The sequence below is a fragment of the Enterobacter sp. V87_3 genome, assembly GCF_029967835.1.
Taxonomy (GTDB): Bacteria; Pseudomonadota; Gammaproteobacteria; order Enterobacterales; family Enterobacteriaceae; genus Enterobacter; species Enterobacter cancerogenus.
This window is the reverse complement of the sequence record NZ_JASCAM010000017.1, coordinates 17,788-35,423: the sequence shown is the minus strand read 5'-3', so window position 1 is coordinate 35,423 and position 17,636 is coordinate 17,788. Positions and strand designations below refer to the sequence as shown.

The 17,636-nt window shown below is 58.5% G+C and carries 15 protein-coding genes; 9 read left to right on the top strand and 6 right to left on the bottom strand.

Annotation, left to right across the window (positions count from 1 at the left end):
- The 6 genes from pxpA to QLG21_RS08185 all read right to left on the bottom strand — a co-directional run bounded on the left by pxpA (position 1) and on the right by QLG21_RS08185 (position 5,306).
- Positions 1-738 (bottom strand): 5-oxoprolinase subunit PxpA, encoded by a 738-nt coding sequence (gene pxpA, locus QLG21_RS08210; protein WP_220711223.1) that lies wholly within the window; start codon positions 736-738, stop codon positions 1-3.
- On the bottom strand, positions 725-1,657 hold the full coding sequence (pxpC, locus tag QLG21_RS08205; protein ID WP_220711222.1) for a 5-oxoprolinase subunit PxpC: 933 nt from the start codon (positions 1,655-1,657) through the stop codon (positions 725-727). The genes pxpA and pxpC overlap by 14 nt, the downstream gene beginning before the upstream one ends.
- Positions 1,651-2,307, bottom strand: a complete 657-nt coding sequence (pxpB, locus tag QLG21_RS08200) for a 5-oxoprolinase subunit PxpB (RefSeq protein ID WP_042321000.1) — start codon at positions 2,305-2,307, stop codon at positions 1,651-1,653. The genes pxpC and pxpB overlap by 7 nt, the downstream gene beginning before the upstream one ends.
- Before the next feature lie 14 nt (positions 2,308-2,321).
- The gene (locus tag QLG21_RS08195; RefSeq protein ID WP_220711455.1) at positions 2,322-3,065 is read right to left on the bottom strand and encodes a type 2 GTP cyclohydrolase I; all 744 of its coding nucleotides are present in this window, start codon (positions 3,063-3,065) and stop codon (positions 2,322-2,324) included.
- A 10-nt stretch (positions 3,066-3,075) separates the two neighbouring features.
- The gene (gene phrB / locus QLG21_RS08190) at positions 3,076-4,488 is read right to left on the bottom strand and encodes a deoxyribodipyrimidine photo-lyase (protein ID WP_282484203.1); all 1,413 of its coding nucleotides are present in this window, start codon (positions 4,486-4,488) and stop codon (positions 3,076-3,078) included.
- Between the two features lie 611 nt (positions 4,489-5,099).
- Positions 5,100-5,306: a YbfA family protein gene (locus QLG21_RS08185; protein ID WP_014069366.1), complete on the bottom strand. Its 207-nt coding sequence runs from the start codon at positions 5,304-5,306 to the stop codon at positions 5,100-5,102.
- A 308-nt stretch (positions 5,307-5,614) separates the two neighbouring features.
- On the opposite strand from QLG21_RS08185, the gene kdpF reads away from it, so the two are divergent.
- From kdpF to potE, 9 genes are all read left to right on the top strand, one after another.
- Complete coding sequence (kdpF, locus tag QLG21_RS08180) at positions 5,615-5,704, top strand: K(+)-transporting ATPase subunit F (RefSeq protein ID WP_015386886.1); 90 nt, start codon at positions 5,615-5,617, stop codon at positions 5,702-5,704.
- Positions 5,704-7,383, top strand: a complete 1,680-nt coding sequence (kdpA, locus tag QLG21_RS08175; protein ID WP_220711220.1) for a potassium-transporting ATPase subunit KdpA — start codon at positions 5,704-5,706, stop codon at positions 7,381-7,383. Before kdpF ends, kdpA begins: the two co-directional genes overlap by 1 nt.
- A gap of 16 nt (positions 7,384-7,399) precedes the next feature.
- Positions 7,400-9,448, top strand: a complete 2,049-nt coding sequence (gene kdpB, locus QLG21_RS08170; RefSeq protein ID WP_282484202.1) for a potassium-transporting ATPase subunit KdpB — start codon at positions 7,400-7,402, stop codon at positions 9,446-9,448.
- 12 nt (positions 9,449-9,460) lie between these two features.
- Positions 9,461-10,036: a potassium-transporting ATPase subunit KdpC gene (gene kdpC, locus QLG21_RS08165; protein ID WP_137271786.1), complete on the top strand. Its 576-nt coding sequence runs from the start codon at positions 9,461-9,463 to the stop codon at positions 10,034-10,036.
- Complete coding sequence (kdpD, locus tag QLG21_RS08160; RefSeq protein ID WP_006177179.1) at positions 10,037-12,724, top strand: two-component system sensor histidine kinase KdpD; 2,688 nt, start codon at positions 10,037-10,039, stop codon at positions 12,722-12,724.
- Positions 12,721-13,398 (top strand): two-component system response regulator KdpE, encoded by a 678-nt coding sequence (gene kdpE / locus QLG21_RS08155; protein WP_058610540.1) that lies wholly within the window; start codon positions 12,721-12,723, stop codon positions 13,396-13,398. Before kdpD ends, kdpE begins: the two co-directional genes overlap by 4 nt.
- A gap of 278 nt (positions 13,399-13,676) precedes the next feature.
- Complete coding sequence (speFL, locus tag QLG21_RS08150; RefSeq protein ID WP_003858645.1) at positions 13,677-13,781, top strand: leader peptide SpeFL; 105 nt, start codon at positions 13,677-13,679, stop codon at positions 13,779-13,781.
- A gap of 254 nt (positions 13,782-14,035) precedes the next feature.
- The gene (gene speF, locus QLG21_RS08145; RefSeq protein WP_282484201.1) at positions 14,036-16,234 is read left to right on the top strand and encodes an ornithine decarboxylase SpeF; all 2,199 of its coding nucleotides are present in this window, start codon (positions 14,036-14,038) and stop codon (positions 16,232-16,234) included.
- Positions 16,231-17,562, top strand: coding sequence for a putrescine-ornithine antiporter (potE, locus tag QLG21_RS08140; protein ID WP_282484200.1), 1,332 nt, complete (start codon positions 16,231-16,233; stop codon positions 17,560-17,562). The genes speF and potE overlap by 4 nt, the downstream gene beginning before the upstream one ends.
- The last annotated feature ends 74 nt before the right edge of the window (positions 17,563-17,636 follow it).

Genomic DNA, 17,636 nt, shown 5'->3' with positions numbered 1-17,636 from the left:
TCAGGCGCTGACGAGAATACCCTGCTCTGCAAAGGCCGCCCGCAGGCGGCGCGCAAATGCCAGCGCATGCTCACCATCGCCGTGTAAACAGACCGTATCAGCCTGGACCTTTGCCGTTGTGCCGTCAATCGTCGTGACCTGCCCCAGGCGTACCATCTCCAGCGTCTGCGCCAGCGCCTGTGGTTCAGAGGTGATAAGCGCGCCCGGCTGCGTGCGGGGGACGAGGCTGCCGTCAGCCTGGTATCCCCGGTCGGCAAAGACTTCCTGACGGGTGGTTAAGCCCAAACGCGCGCCGGCACGGATAAGCTCACTGCCGGCCAGACCGACCAGAATGCAATGCGGATTATAGTCCCGCACCGCCCGCGCGATGGCATCCGCCAGAGCAGGCTCTTTTGCCGCCTGGTTGTAAAGCATGCCGTGCGGCTTCACGTGGCACAGCACCCCCTGCTGCGCACGGACAATCGCGTCCAGCGCGCCAATCTGATAGAGCGTCTGGGCGTAGACCGTCTCCGGCGGCAGCTCCATCGCCGTTCGGCCAAAATTGGCCCTGTCGGGAAAACCCGGGTGCGCCCCGATCGCCACGCCGTGTTTGATGGCATTGCGCACGCTTGTCAGCATGGTTTGCGCGTCGCCCGCATGAAAACCGCAGGCGATATTGACCGAAGAGACCAGCGTCATCAGCGCGTCATCCGCGCTGCCGCCCTCGCCCAAATCGGCGTTTAAATCAATCTTTGCCATCCAGCCTCCAGGCCAGTTGCTCCAGGTAGCGCTGCTGATCCTGCCGGGCTTTGAGCGCCTCTTCCAGCGTACATTGTACAAAATGGATCGGCTGACCAAGCGGGATCTGCGCCAGATGGTAGCGATCGGCTTCAATAATGCAGGCAATACGCGGGTATCCGCCGGTAGTTTGCGCATCGTTCATCAGCACGATAGGCTGCCCGTTCGGTGGAACCTGAATCACGCCCGGCAGCAGGCCGTGCGAGAGCAGCTCGCGGTCGGTTGTGCGGGTCAGCGGCTGCCCCTGCAGGCGATAGCCCATGCGGTTACTTTGCGGGCTGATCTTCCACGGCGAGCGCCAGAAGGATGCCTGAGACGCCGCGTCGAACTCCTGATATTCCGGTCCCGGCAAAGCGCGGATCTGATTTCCCCACAGCAGCTGCTTCACGCCCTGGGCGGTGGAAAAAAGCCGATCCGCAGGCTTGATCGCCAGGCGATCGCCGTCGCGCAGCAAGCGTCCTTCATGCCCGCCAATGCCCGCTTTTGCGTCGGTACTGCACGAGCCAAGGACGTCAGGCACGTCAAGGCCTCCGGCGACGGCAAGGTAACTGCGTACGCCGTGCGAAGGACGGTTGAGGGTCAGTCGCTGGCCCGCTTGCGCCCTGAGACGCCAGCCCGTCCAGACCGCTTTACTGTCAAGCGTTGCATCGCAGCCTGCCCCGGTAAGCGCAAACCAGGTCTCCTGGCCGAATTCAATCACGCACTGTCCGAGCGTAATCTCCAGCGCCGCCGTGCTGCCGGGGTTGCCCACCAGCACGTTTGCAATTTCAAGCGCAGGGCGGTCGAGCGCGCCGCAATAGCTCACGCCGGACTGGCGCATGCCAAAGCGCCCGGCATCCTGGACCGAGGTGTAAAGCCCGGCGCGAATAAGCGTTAACATACCCCCTCCTTCTGCGGGATAAAGCGAAGGGTGTCGCCGGGACGCAGAAGTATTGGCGCATCCTGGCGTGGTTCAAATAATGGGGTGGACGTGTGCCCGATAAGCTGCCAGCCGCCGGGCGAGGCAAGGGGGTAGATGCCGGTCTGCTCACCGCCGATCGCCACCGTCCCCGCGGGTACGCTCAGGCGCGGCTCGGCGCGACGGGGGGTATGCAGCTCTGACGGCAGCCCGCCCAGATACGGAAAACCTGGCTGGAAGCCAACGAACCAGACCACGTAATTTACCGAAGCATGCATTTCAACCACCTGCTTCTCGGTTAAACCACTGTGTTGCGCCACGACGCCAAGATCCGGCCCGCCTTCCCTGCCATAAACCACCGGGATTTCAATGGATCTGGACTCCGGCTCCAGCGCCTCGCTCTCCTCCCACCAGCGCTGCAATCGTTCAATGGCATCCAGCGCCCCCGTGTGCGGGTGACGCAGCACCACGGTGATATTATTCATACCCGGAATGGCTTCAACCACCCCCGGCATCTCCGGCAGACGCTGAGCCAGCCGCCAGATACGCTTTTGCGTGGCAAGCGTCACCGGTGGTTCAAGTTCCAGAACCACGGCGGTTTCGCCCAGAAGATAACAACGCGCTCGCTGCACTTAACTACCTCTCATCAGGCCGGATTAGGGATATCTATAAAGGTCACATCCAGATCGGTATTTTCTGTCAGCCACTCCCCGAGCGCGCGAATGCCGCCGCGCTCCGTTGCATGATGCCCCGCCGCGTAGAAATGGAGCCCCTGCTCGCGGGCGGAGTGGATGGTTTGCTCGGAGACTTCGCCGGTAATGAAGGCATCAACGCCAAAACGTGCCGCGCTATCAATAAAGCCCTGACCACCGCCGGTACACCAGGCGACGCGCTTCACCAGATCCGGCCCTGTGTCACCGCACCACAGCGGACGACGCCCCAGACGCGCTTCAATCCACGAGGCCAGCTCCAGCCCCGGAACCGGCATCGCCAGCTCGCCCCACGGCACCAGCGGCTCGATTTCCCCCTTCACGGTGATCCCCAGCAGCTGCGCCAGCTGCACGTTATTTCCCAGTTCCGGGTGCGCGTCCAGCGGCAGATGATAGCCGTAGAGGTTGATGTCGTTCGCCAGCAACGTTTTCAGCCGGTTACGCTTCATACCGCGAATAACCGGCGCTTCGTTTTTCCAGAAGTAACCATGATGGACGATCACGGCGTCCGCCTGCTGGCGTACCGCCTCATCCAGCAGCGTCTGGCTTGCCGTCACGCCGGTGATAATTTTTTGCACCTTATCGCGCCCTTCAACCTGCAGGCCGTTCGGGCCGTAGTCGCTGAAGGCGGCGGTGTTGAGCTTCTCGTTAATCAGTCGTTCAAGTTCGTGGTTGTTCATCATCATTCTCTTACGCATTACGGGCCGCTTCGTACGCCGCCAGCGTGGCGACGCGCGCCTGTTTATGGTCGACGAGGGGGCGAGGATAATCGAGCGTTACGCCCTGCTTATCCGCCCACGTCCAGGGTTCATGGATCGCTTTAGCCGGCACCTCGTTAAGCTCCGGAAGCCAGTGGCGGATAAACTCGCCGTCGGCGTCAAACCGTTGCCCCTGGGTTGTCGGGTTAAAGATGCGGAAATACGGTGCCGCATCGGTACCGGTAGAGGCCGCCCACTGCCAGCCGCCGTTATTGGCAGCCAGATCGCCATCGATCAGCTGAGAAATAAAATACCGCTCCCCGACGCGCCAGTCGATAAGCAGATCTTTTACCAGAAAGCTGGCAGTAATCATGCGCAGGCGGTTATGCATCCACCCGGTTGCATTGAGCTGGCGCATCGCGGCATCGACAATCGGGTAGCCCGTCGTGCCGTTTTGCCAGGCGCGAAGCCGATCGTCGTTTTGCTGCCACTTGACGTTTTCAGTCCAGCGGATGAAAGGTCGATGTTTACATAAATCAGGATGATAAGTCATCAGATGGCGATAGAACTCGCGCCAGATAAGCTCGTTGAGCCACACGGCGCCTGCCGCACCGTCCAGCGCCTGCGGCTGCTCAGCCAGCAGACGATGCAGACACTGGCGTGGAGAGAGCACGCCCAGTGCTAAACAGGCCGACAACCGACTGGTTCCCTCGACGGCGGGAAAATCCCGCTGACTTTCATACTCAGCCGCCCCCTGTTTGCAGAAGTGGCGCAGCTGCGTGATGGCCGCTTTTTCATCGGCGGGGAAGAGAGTTTCATCAAACGCCTGTTGAGGATAATCAAACGTCAGCGCGGGGAGATCCGTTAAGGGTTCGCCCCTTGCGGCGGGCGCGGCGACGCACTCCGGCAGCGCCTCTTTCAGGCGTTTGATAAAAGCGTTTTTGAACGGGGTAAACACTTTATACATCTCGTGGTTGCCGGTCATCACGCTGCCCGGCGGCAGCATAACGCTGTCATCAAATCCCTGACACACCACGGTGTCTAACCGGTTTTCCAGCTGACGGTCCCGCTGCTGCTCGTTGAATTCGTACTGGTAGTTATAAAAAAGGTGCGTGACATCATGCTCGTCACATATCGCCTGCACCGTCTGCAGTTGCGCAGAGAAATCGCTCACCTCTTTATAGATCAGCGGAATACCTTTTTCGCCCAGCGATCGCTGCAGTTCGTTCAGATGCGCGCAGAGGTAGGCCGCCTGTCGGGGTGCCATATCATGCTGCTGCCACTGCTCGGGAGTCGCAATAAACAGTGCCAGCACGCGGGCGTCTTTGGCGCGGCAGGCTGCCGCCAGGGCGATGTTGTCGTGAACGCGCAGATCCGCGCGAAACCAAACCAGATGGGTGGGCATAAAACTCCAGGCAATTGTCCATTATGTCCGTAAGGGCATGCCACCAAAGGAAAAAGGGGGCAGGCTTTTATGTACTTTGCCATGAAGTGTAGACGCGATGAAATAAAAAAGGCCGCCCGGGGCGGCCTTAACGCTACTTGTCCTGCGCTATCGAGGTTAACGCAATGAACGCGGAAGGTTCATCACTCTTAACGACGAGTACGCTGGCGACAATGAACGCAATGCAAAAATAGCGTTTCATTATGCGGTCCCTGCAGCTAACCGCTCCACCGTTCACCACCGGTGATAAGTCGGTGGACACAAGCTCTGGTGAGAGCCTGACTCACGGTTGTGGTTACACCTTTCCCGGGACCGGTGCCCATGTGCGAGATGGCGGAAAGGGACGACGCATGGTAGTCGGCATTGATGTGGACTGGAATCCGCTCAACAGCCTTTTAAGATTATATTTAGAGAAACAACGTTTGATTCTTCAGTGCTGAGCAGTAAGATCGCAGACCTCTGGTGAGAGCTTGAAAAACCATCAATCCCAACGGACCGCGAATCCCGAGGGACAAAAAAACCGCCACATTGCTGTTGGCGGTTTTTTTATCACTGTGCGTCATCTTTCTTTTTTAGTAGAAATCGCAGGTCGCTTTCTCGGCCTGATCCATCCACACCGGCTTCTCGCTGGTTTTCGCCCAGACGCGATGCAGATAGCTGTAAAAACGTGCGCGGTCTTTCCAGAAAAGCATCACCGGCAGTGCCAGCACGCCAGCCACTACGGCGAAAGTGCGACGCATGAAAACGATATGAGCCGGATACTCTTTATAAAGATCCATATTTTTCTCCCCTGTAGTTGGCCGGAAACGTCATCCGGAAAATGTGAAATCTGTGACCTGGATAAAATAATATCGTTTTGTTTGTAATTTTACTACTCATCCGACCACTTATTTCTCGCCATTTAGGGAATATTTACATTCACGCCGTAACTAAGTTACAAAAAAGTTAACGATTTACTTACCAATAGTTAAATTGTGGCTTTGCCATTTTTATACTTTTTTTACACCTTCCCTTCTGATTTTTGCGAAATCTTTGCGCCGTAAATCCTACCGTTAGCACCAGTACAACTGTCACCCGGAGGTGAATTGTGAGTGCAGGTCTGATTACCGGCATCGTGCTGGTGTTCCTGTTACTGGGTTATCTGGTTTATGCCCTGATTAATGCGGAGGCATTCTGATGGCTGCTCAGGCGTTTTTGCTTATCGCCAGCTTCCTGCTGGTGCTGTTCTTACTGGCAAGGCCGTTGGGTTCCTTACTCGCGCGGATGATCAATAACGTGGCGTTACCGGGCACGGCAGGCGTTGAAAACGCGCTGTGGCGGCTTCTGGGAACACACGATCGGGAGATGACCTGGCGGCAGTATCTGCTGGCCATTTTGCTGCTGAATATTATCGGTCTGGCGGTCCTGTTTGCCATGTTGATGCTGCAGGGAAGCCTGCCGCTGAATCCACAGCAGCTTCCCGGCCTGTCCTGGCACCTGGCCCTGAACACGGCGGTCAGCTTCGTCAGTAACACCAACTGGCAATCCTATGCGGGTGAAACCACGCTCAGTTACTTCAGCCAGATGGCGGGACTGACGGTACAAAACTTTCTCTCTGCGGCGAGCGGTATCGCGGTGATTTTTGCCCTGACGCGGGCGTTTGCGCGTCAGAATGTCAACACGCTGGGCAACGCCTGGGTCGACCTGACCCGGATTACCCTGTGGATCCTGCTTCCCATCGCACTGATCATTGCCCTGTTCTTTATGCAGCAGGGCACCCTGCAAAACCTGCACCCTTACACCCCTTATACCTCGCTTGAAGGGGCACAGCAGCTTCTGCCGATGGGACCTGTCGCGTCGCAGGAGGCCATCAAGATGCTCGGGACTAACGGCGGCGGGTTCTTCAACGCTAACTCATCCCATCCGTTTGAAAACCCAACGGCGCTGACCAACCTGGTCCAGATGCTGGCCATCTTCCTGATCCCTTCGGCGCTGTGCTTTGCGTTTGGCGAGGTGGTTAATGACCGCCGTCAGGGCCGGACGTTGCTGTGGGCCATGTCATTAATCTTTGTGGTCTGCGTTGCGCTGGTGATGTGGGCCGAATGGCACGGCAATGGCCATCTTATGCCGCTGGGCGCCAACAGCAATATCAACATGGAAGGCAAAGAGAGCCGCTTCGGTATTCTCGCCAGTAGCCTGTATGCCGTGGTCACCACGGCGGCCTCGTGCGGGGCGGTGAATGCGATGCATGACTCCTTTACGGCGCTCGGCGGCATGATCCCGATGTGGCTGATGCAGATCGGTGAAGTGGTGTTTGGCGGCGTTGGCTCGGGGCTGTACGGCATGCTGCTTTTCGTGCTGCTGGCGGTGTTTATCGCCGGTCTGATGATTGGCCGCACACCGGAATATCTGGGTAAAAAAATCGACGTGCGCGAGATGAAGCTGACCGCGCTGGCCATTCTGGTTACGCCTGCCCTCGTGCTGCTCGGCACCGCGCTGGCGCTGATGACCGACGCCGGACGCAGCGGCATTTTCAATCCGGGTATCCACGGTTTTAGCGAAGTGCTGTACGCCGTCTCGTCTGCCGCCAATAACAACGGCAGCGCCTTTGCGGGCCTGAGCGCCAACTCGCCGTTCTGGAACTGCCTGCTGGCCTTCTGCATGTTCGTTGGGCGTTTCGGCGTAATTGTGCCGGTGATGGCGATTGCGGGTTCACTGGTGAATAAAAAAATCCAACCCACGACCACCGGTACGTTGCCTACCCACGGCGCGCTGTTTACCGGGCTATTGATTGGCACCGTCCTGCTTGTCGGTGCCCTGACCTTTATCCCCGCCCTCGCGTTAGGCCCGGTCGCGGAAACCCTCTCTTTACGCTGATTTGCGGAGAATTGTCATGAGTCGTAAACAACTGGCCCTGTTTGAACCGTCGTTAGTTCGCCAGGCCCTCATGGATGCGGTGAAAAAGTTGAGCCCACGCGTGCAGTGGCACAACCCGGTGATGTTTATCGTCTGGATCGGCAGCGTGCTGACCACCGCTCTGGCGATTGCCATGGGAACGGGGCATCTCCCGGGGAACGCCCTGTTCACCGGGGCCATCAGCCTGTGGCTGTGGTTTACCGTGCTCTTCGCCAACGTTGCCGAAGCGCTGGCGGAAGGCCGCAGTAAGGCGCAGGCCAACAGCCTGAAAGGGGTGAAAAAGACCGCCTTTGCGCGCAAACTGCGTGAGCCGAAATACGGTGCGCAGATGGACCAGGTGCCGGCAGACGAGCTGCGCAAAGGCGACGTGGTGCTGGTCGAAGCCGGGGACATTATCCCCTGTGATGGCGAAGTGATTGAAGGGGGCGCATCGGTAGACGAAAGCGCCATTACCGGGGAGTCAGCTCCGGTTATCCGCGAGTCGGGCGGCGACTTCGCCTCTGTGACCGGCGGAACGCGCATTCTTTCGGACTGGCTGGTGATCCAGTGCAGTGTCAACCCGGGCGAGACCTTCCTCGACCGGATGATCGCCATGGTGGAAGGCGCCCAGCGTCGCAAAACGCCGAACGAAATCGCCCTGACCATTCTGCTGATCGCCCTGACGATGGTCTTTTTACTCGCCACCGCCACCCTGTGGCCGTTCTCTGCCTACGCCGGAACAGCGGTGAGCATTACCGTGCTGGTCGCCCTGCTGGTGTGCCTGATCCCGACCACCATCGGCGGCCTGCTGTCGGCCATCGGCGTGGCCGGGATGAGCCGCATGCTTGGTGCGAACGTGATCGCCACCAGCGGGCGTGCCGTAGAGGCCGCCGGGGATGTTGACGTCCTGCTGCTGGACAAAACCGGGACGATCACGCTCGGTAACCGTCAGGCATCCGAATTTTTACCGGCCCCCGGCGTGGATGAAAAAACGCTGGCCGACGCGGCGCAACTCTCGTCTCTGGCAGATGAAACGCCGGAAGGCCGCAGTATCGTTATTCTTGCCAAGCAGCGTTTTAACCTGCGCCAGCGTGACGTCCAGAGCCTGCACGCCACCTTTGTCCCCTTCACCGCTCAGACCCGCATGAGCGGGATCAACATTCAGGACCGGATGATCCGCAAAGGCTCCGTCGACGCCATCCGTCGCCATATTGAAGCCAACAGTGGCCACTTCCCGCCAGAAGTCGACGCGCTGGTCGAGAGCGTAGCCCGTCAGGGGGCCACGCCGCTGGTGGTGGCTGAAGGTTCGCACGTCCTCGGGGTGATTGCCCTGAAAGATATTGTCAAAGGCGGGATCAAAGAGCGCTTCGCTCAAATGCGCCAGATGGGCATCAAAACGGTGATGATCACTGGCGATAACCGTCTTACCGCAGCCGCCATTGCGGCCGAAGCGGGCGTCGACGATTTCCTGTCCGAAGCGACGCCGGAAGCCAAGCTGGCGCTGATCCGCCAGTATCAGGCCGAAGGTCGGCTGGTGGCGATGACCGGAGACGGCACCAACGACGCACCAGCCCTCGCGCAGGCCGATGTGGCGGTCGCGATGAACTCCGGTACGCAGGCGGCAAAAGAGGCGGGCAACATGGTCGATCTCGACTCTAACCCGACCAAGCTGATTGAAGTGGTACACATCGGGAAGCAGATGCTGATGACGCGCGGCTCGCTGACAACATTCAGTATCGCCAACGATGTGGCGAAATACTTCGCCATTATTCCGGCGGCCTTTGCCGCCACCTATCCGCAGCTGGATGCGCTGAACGTGATGCACCTGCACTCCCCGGCGTCGGCCATTCTCAGCGCGGTGATCTTCAACGCGCTGATTATTGTCTTTCTGATCCCGCTGGCGCTAAAAGGGGTGAGCTATAAGCCGCTGACCGCTGCCGCGATGCTGCGCCGCAATCTGTGGATTTACGGTCTCGGCGGGCTGATCGTTCCCTTTATCGGGATCAAGGCGATCGACCTGCTGTTAACCCTGTTCGGGCTGGTTTAAAAGGTGAATCTCATGATGATGTTACGTCCCGCTATACTTCTGTTTATTCTGCTGGCGCTGATAACCGGCGGGCTTTATCCCCTGATGACGACCGCACTGGGCCAGTGGTGGTTTGCTGACCAGGCCAACGGCTCGCTGATCATACAAGACGGCGAAACCCGTGGTTCGCGGCTGATCGGCCAGCACTTTACCGCCGCTGGCTACTTCCAGGGACGCCCTTCCGCCACCGCCGAAAGCCCGTATAATCCCATGGCATCCGGGGGGAGCAACCTCGCGGGCAGCAACCCGGCGCTGGATACCGCCATCGCCGAACGCGTTGCCGCGCTGCGAGCCGCGAACCCGCAGGCAAGCCGTGAGGTGCCGGTGGAGCTGGTCACCGCGTCCGCCAGCGGGCTGGATTACAGCCTGACGCCGGAGGCCGTCGCCTGGCAAATTCCGCGCGTCGCTGCCGCGCGTCGCCTGACGGTGGAACAGGTGAGTCAGCTGGTCGCAGAACATACCCATACACCGCTGGTCAGTTTTATCGGCATGCCTGTCGTAAATATTGTTGAGCTCAATCTGGCGCTGGACGCGCTAAGGAAAAACTAAATGACCGACGAGCCGATGCGCCCGGATCCGGACAGGCTGCTCGAACAGACGGCGGAAGCCCATCGCGGCAAGCTGAAAATTTTCTTCGGGGCCTGCGCGGGGGTCGGAAAAACCTTCGCGATGCTCACTGAAGCGCAGCGGCTGCGGGCGCAGGGGCTTGATATTCTTATCGGTGTTGTCGAAACGCACGGTCGTAAAGAGACGGCGGCGCTGCTGGAGGGGCTTGCCGTGCAGCCGGCTCGCCGCATCAACCACCGTGGGCGGCTGGTCACCGAGTTCGACCTTGACGCGGCCCTCGCCCGCCGTCCTGCTCTGATTCTGATGGATGAACTGGCGCACAGCAATGCGCCAGGCTCCCGCCACCCTAAACGCTGGCAGGACGTGGAAGAGCTGCTGGAAGCCGGCATCGACGTGTTCACCACGGTCAACGTTCAGCATCTGGAGAGCCTCAACGACGTCGTCAGCGGTGTGACCGGCATACAGGTACGGGAAACGGTTCCCGATCCGTTTTTTGACGCCGCCGACGAAGTGGTGCTGGTCGACCTGCCGCCGGACGATCTGCGCCAGCGCCTGCACGAAGGAAAAGTGTATATTGCCGGGCAGGCCGAGCGTGCCATCGAACATTTCTTCCGCAAAGGCAATTTAATCGCCCTGCGCGAGCTGGCCCTGCGGCGTACGGCGGATCGCGTTGATGACCAGATGCGTGCCTGGCGCGATCTGCAGGGACAGGAGCGGGTCTGGCATACCCGGGACGCCATTCTGCTGTGCATTGGTCACAGTAGCGGGAATGAGAAGCTTATCCGCACCGCCGCCCGCCTCGCCGCGAAGTTCGGCAGCGTCTGGCACGCGGTGTACGTTGAAACGCCGCAGCTTCACGCCCTGCCTGAACAGCAGCGGCGCGCGATTTTAAGCGCGCTCAGGCTGGCACAGGAGCTGGGGGCGGAAACGGCCACCCTCTCCGACCCGCAGGAAGATAAAGCCATCCTGCGCTACGCCCGCGAACACAACCTCGGCAAGATTGTGATTGGCCGCCGTCAGCAGCGTCGCTGGTTGAGCCGGGAGTCCTTCGCCGACAGGCTGGCGCGCCGCGCGCCGGATCTGGACCTGGTGATCGTCGCGCTGGATGATAAACCCACACCCCTTCCTGGCCGAACGCCAGACGCCCGCACGTTTAGTGAAAAGTGGCGCATCCAGCTTCGCGGTTGTCTGGTGGCCGCGGTACTTTGCGCCCTGATCACCCTGATTGCCAGCCAGTGGCTGATTGCCTTCGATGCCGCCAACCTGGTGATGATTTACCTGCTCGGCGTGGTTGTCGTGGCGCTGTTTTACGGGCGCTGGCCGTCGGTGCTGGCAACGGTTCTCAACGTGGTTAGCTTCGATCTGTTTTTTATTGCCCCTCGCGGGACGCTCGCCGTCTCGGATGTGCAGTACATTCTCACCTTTGGGGTGATGCTTACCGTCGGGCTGGTGATCGGGAACCTGACGGCAGGCGTGCGCTATCAGGCGCGTATTGCCCGCTACCGCGAACAACGCACGCGGCATTTATACGAGATGTCCAAATCGCTGGCGGTCGGCCGCACGCCGCGAGATATCGTCCAGACCAGCGAGCAGTTTATCCGCTCGACCTTTCACGCCAGCAGCCTGATCCTGCTTCCTGATGAGCACGGCAAGCTGCGCCCGCTGACATCGACCTCGGGCATGACCCCCTGGGATGAAGCCATCGCGCGCTGGAGTTTTGACAAGGGCCTACCGGCAGGGGCGGGCACGGATACCCTGCCGGGAGTGCCGTATCAGATCCTGCCGCTGCGCAGCGCGGACAAAAATCACGGGCTGGTCATTGTCGAGCCATCCAACCTGCGCCAGCTGATGATCCCCGAGCAGCAGCGGCTGCTGGAGACCTTCACGCTGCTGGTTGCCAGCGCGCTTGAGCGGCTGGCCCTCACCGCCAGCGAGGAGCAGGCCCGGCTGGCGAGCGAGCGGGAAAGCATCCGTAATTCGCTGCTGGCGGCGCTCTCGCACGACCTGCGCACGCCCCTCACCGTCCTGTTTGGTCAGTCTGAGATCCTGACGCTGGATCTCGCTGCTGAAGGGTCTAAACACGCGATGCAGGCCAGCGAGATCCGCGAGCACGTGCTGAACACGACGCGCCTGGTGAACAACCTGCTCGATATGGCGCGCATCCAGTCCGGCGGGTTTAATCTTAAAAAAGAGTGGCTGACGCTGGAAGAAGTGGTTGGCAGCGCGCTGAAGATGCTGGAGCCGGGTCTCGGCGGCCGCCATATCGCGCTGAATATGCCGGAGCCGCTTACGCTTATCCATGTTGACGGCCCGCTGTTCGAACGTGTGCTGATCAACCTGCTGGAAAATGCCGGTAAATATGCGGGGCCGAAGGCGCAGATTGGCATGAATGCTTCCGTGGAAGAACAGGCGCTGCGCCTGGAGGTGTGGGACACGGGGCCGGGCATTCCGCAGGGCCAGGAGCAGGCCATTTTTGAGAAGTTTGCGCGCGGCAATAAAGAGTCAGCCATTCCCGGCGTCGGGCTTGGGCTGGCGATTTGCGAGGCCATCGTTGAGGTGCATGGCGGTACCCTTTCGGCAGCCAACCGCCCGGAAGGTGGCGCACGTTTTTGTGTTACACTTCCTCTTGATGTCCCGCCCGAACTTGATGAATTACCAGAGGATTTGTGATTAACGTCCTGATTGTTGAAGATGAGCTCGCCATTAGCCGTTTTCTGCGCGCCGCGCTGGAAGGCGACGGCTTACGCGTCCACGAAGCCGGTACGCTACAGCGCGGGCTGATCGAGGCCGCGACCCGCAAGCCGGACCTGGTGATCCTCGATTTGGGGCTACCGGATGGCGACGGCATCGATTTTATTCGCGAGGTGCGCCAGTGGAGCCAGATGCCCATTCTGGTGCTCTCTGCCCGCACCGAAGAGACGGATAAAATTGCCGCCCTCGATGCCGGAGCGGACGATTACCTGGTCAAGCCCTTTGGTATTGGCGAGCTGCAGGCGCGGCTACGCGTGGCGCTGCGTCGGCACAGTGCCCCCTCCCCCAGCGACCCGGTATATACTTTTGGCGAGATCCAGGTCGATCTCGCCGCACGGCGCATCCTTCGCGGTGACGAGGAGATCCACCTCACGCCGATCGAGTTCCGCCTGCTGGCGGTGCTGCTCAACAATCACGGCAAAGTTCTGACCCAGCGCCAGCTGTTAAGTCAGGTGTGGGGACCTAATGCCGTCGAACATAGTCACTATTTACGCATTTATATGGGCCACCTTCGTCAAAAACTTGAAGTTGATCCTGCACGCCCCCGCCATTTATTAACTGAAACCGGTATCGGTTATCGGTTTATGCTTTGAATAGTTATTCACATTAATTTCAAATAAAAACAAAAACCCGCCGGTAATAAAGAGAAAATAAACCAAGAGGCAGTGCCTTACTTATTTTCCGCCATCAAAACACATTCCCAAAACACAAAATTAACATAAAACATACAAAACAGCATTTTGATCTGCCATATTCATCAAAAGCGCATATTTATTTCTGAAATGATCGTTTAACGGTGATCTGCTTCACAGTTAAACCCATTTTCCAGGATAAAATTACCGTGCTTTCAATTACTGAAAGGAAAATAAGCATGGAAAACAACAACCGTTTAATGCCGCATATAAGGCGGACAACCCATATTATGATGTTTGCGCATCGTAACTGCTTCGACTTTCATCTCTTTAACGCCCGGTAGTCCTTCGACTTCTGGCGCATCTGTTGACAGGTTTTTTTAAAACACCTTCTCTTACAGGCGGTTGCCTGTGAACACCTGCGTTCATTTCTCCTGATTCAGACTCATCCGCTACCGGGCGGACTGAATCGTATTCTGCAAAAAGCAATCCACTGATTTTCAATCAGCGGCCACCGTTTGCTTTTTTTCCGGATAACGTTCGATTTCTTTTTTAAAGAAATCGAGGGACTGCTATTACCTAAAATAAAGAGTGAAAGATGAAAAGTTTAAAAATTGCTACCAGCCGTACCTGCCCCGACTCTTTTACCACACATCGCGAGACGGTAGATGTCAGCACAACCGATTATATTGACGTCGCCGCCGTGGTTCTGGCCACCCAGGATATATATACAGGCGCGATAGAAGAAATTGAGGCGACAGGCTTTGGCATTCCTGTATTTATTGCCACCCAGAAAGACGGGATTGTCCCGGCAGACTATTTGTCGCGCATTCATGGCGTTTTTGAATGTTCAGACACCAGCAATGATTTTTACGGACGCCAGCTGGAAGCGGCGGCACAGAAGTACGAAACCCACCTGCGCCCGCCGTTCTTCCGCGCCCTGGTGGACTACGTTGAGCAGGGCAACAGCGCATTTGATTGCCCGGGGCACCAGGGGGGCCAGTTCTTCCGCCGTCATCCTGCCGGAAATCAGTTCGTGGATTTCTTTGGCGAGACCCTGTTCCGCGCTGACCTGTGCAACGCTGACGTGGCGATGGGGGATCTGCTGATCCACGAAGGCGCGCCGTGCATCGCCCAACAGCATGCGGCTAACGTCTTTAACGCCGATAAGACCTACTTCGTGCTGAATGGCACCTCATCGTCAAACAAAGTGGTGCTCAATGCCCTGCTCACGCCGGGCGACCTGGTGCTGTTCGATCGCAACAACCACAAATCTAATCATCACGGTGCCCTGCTACAGGCGGGCGCAACGCCGGTCTATCTGGAGACCGCGCGTAATCCGTATGGCTTTATCGGCGGGATTGATGCGCACTGCTTCGAAGAGCGCTATCTGCGCGAGTTAATATCCGACGTGGCACCCGATCGCGCGCGCGCGCCGCGCCCGTTTCGCCTGGCGGTGATCCAGCTTGGTACTTATGACGGCACCATTTATAACGCCCGTCAGGTCGTGGATAAGATCGGTCATCTGTGCGACTACATCCTGTTTGACTCCGCCTGGGTGGGCTACGAACAGTTTATTCCGATGATGGCCGACTGCTCACCGCTGCTTCTGGAGCTGAACGAAAACGACCCGGGTATTCTGGTCACCCAATCCGTGCATAAACAGCAGGCCGGCTTCTCGCAAACCTCGCAGATCCACAAGAAGGACAGCCACATTAAAGGCCAGCCGCGTTATGTGCCCCACAAGCGCCTCAACAACGCCTTCATGATGCACGCCTCCACCAGCCCGTTTTACCCGCTGTTCGCCGCGCTGGATATTAACGCCCGCATGCACGAGGGCCAGAGCGGACGCAATATGTGGATGGACTGCGTGGTAAACGGCATTGAAGCACGCAAGCTCATTCTGGAAAACTGCCGGTTTATCCGCCCGTTCGTGCCTGAACAGGTCGATGGACGCCCCTGGGAGAGCTGGGATACGGCGGAGATAGCCACCGACCTGCGCTTCTTCCACTTCGTGCCGGGCGAACGCTGGCACGCCTTTGATGGCTACGCCGAGCACCAGTACTTCATCGACCCCTGCAAACTACTGCTGACCACGCCGGGGATCAACGCCAGCAGCGGTGAGTATGAGGATTTCGGCGTACCCGCCACTATTCTCGCCAACTTCCTGCGCGAAAACGGCATCATCCCGGAGAAATGCGACCTCAACTCGATCTTGTTCCTGCTGACGCCTGCGGAAGATATGGGCAAATTGCAGCAGTTGGTTGCCCAACTCGTGCGCTTCGAAAAGCTGCTCCAGCGCGATGCGCCTTTAAAAGAGGTGCTGCCGTCACTCTATAAACAGCATCCGGATCGCTATGCAGATTACAGCCTGCGGCAAATCTGCCAGGAGATGCATGACCTATACGCCCGCAATAACGTTAAACAGCTGCAAAAAGAGATGTTCCGTAAATCTCACTTCCCGCGCGTGATGATGAGCCCGCAGGAGGCGAACTACGCCTATCTGCGCGGCGAGGTTGAGCTGGTTTCGCTGCGCGATGCTGAAGGACGTATCGCCGCAGAAGGCGCGCTCCCCTATCCACCGGGCGTGCTGTGCGTGGTTCCCGGTGAAGTCTGGGGCGGTTCGGTACTGCGTTACTTTGCGGCGCTGGAAGAAGGGATCAACCTGTTACCGGGCTTCGCACCGGAACTCCAGGGTGTGTACGTCGAGGAGTGTGACGGTCGTAAGCAGGTTCGCTGCTACGTCATCAAACGGTCTGCTGACCAGCCCGCGCTGCTGAAAGGAGAAACATTATGAGCAAGTCGAACAAGATGGGCGTGGTGCAGCTGACCATCCTCACCATGGTGAACATGATGGGGTCCGGGATTATCATGCTGCCCACCAAGCTTGCCGAGGTCGGAACCATCTCTATCATCTCCTGGCTGGTGACCGCCATTGGCTCGATGGCGCTGGCCTGGGCGTTTGCCAAGTGTGGGATGTTTAGCCGCAAGTCAGGCGGCATGGGCGGCTATGCGGAATACGCGTTCGGCAAGTCCGGCAACTTTATGGCGAACTACACCTACGGCGTGTCGCTGCTCATCGCTAACGTGGCGATTGCCATTTCAGCGGTGGGTTACGGCACGGAGCTGTTTGGCGCCACGCTGAGTCCGGTGCAAATTGGGCTGGCGACCATCGGCGTGCTGTGGATCTGCACCGTCGCCAACTTCGGCGGCGCGCGCATCACCGGACAGCTCAGCAGCATTACCGTCTGGGGGGTGATTATCCCGGTAGTCGGGCTGTGCGTTATCGGCTGGTTCTGGTTTAGCCCGACGCTGTATGCCAACTCGACGCTGTATGCCAACTCGTGGAACCCGCACCATGTGCCGTTCTTTACCGCGGTAGGTTCGTCCATCGCCATGACGCTGTGGGCTTTCCTGGGCCTGGAATCAGCCTGTGCCAACGCCGACGTGGTGGAAAACCCGGAGAAGAACGTGCCGATTGCGGTGCTGGGCGGTACGCTGGGGGCGGCGGTGATTTACATCGTCTCGACCAACGTGATTGCCGGGATCGTCCCAAATATGGATCTTGCCAGCTCTACCGCGCCGTTCGGTCTGGCCTTCGCGCAAATGTTCACCCCGGAAGTCGGGAAAGTGATTATGGGGCTGATGGTGATGTCCTGCTGTGGTTCGCTGCTCGGCTGGCAGTTCACCATCGCGCAGGTGTTTAAATCCTCGGCGGATGAAGGCTACTTTCCGAAAATCTTCTCCCGCGTGACCAAAGCCGATGCGCCCGTGCAGGGAATGCTGGCGATTGTGATTTTCCAGAGCGGCCTGTCGTTGATGACCATCAGCCCGTCGCTGAACAGCCAGTTCAACGTGCTGGTCAACCTGGCGGTGGTGACCAATATCATTCCGTATATCCTGTCGATGGCAGCGCTGGTGATCATTCAGAAGGTGGCGAAGGTCGAACCGCGCAAAGCAAAAGCGGCGAATATCGTGGCGCTGATTGGGGCCATCTACAGCTTCTATGCGCTCTACTCCTCCGGTCAGGAAGCGATGCTCTACGGCGCAATGGTCACGTTTATGGGCTGGACGCTGTACGGGCTGGTTTCGCCACGTTTTGAATTGACGAACAAACACAGCTAAAAAAAAGCCCGGTGGCGCAAGCGCTTACCGGGCCTACAAAATCAATGTAAAACGGCAACCCTGGGGTTACCGTT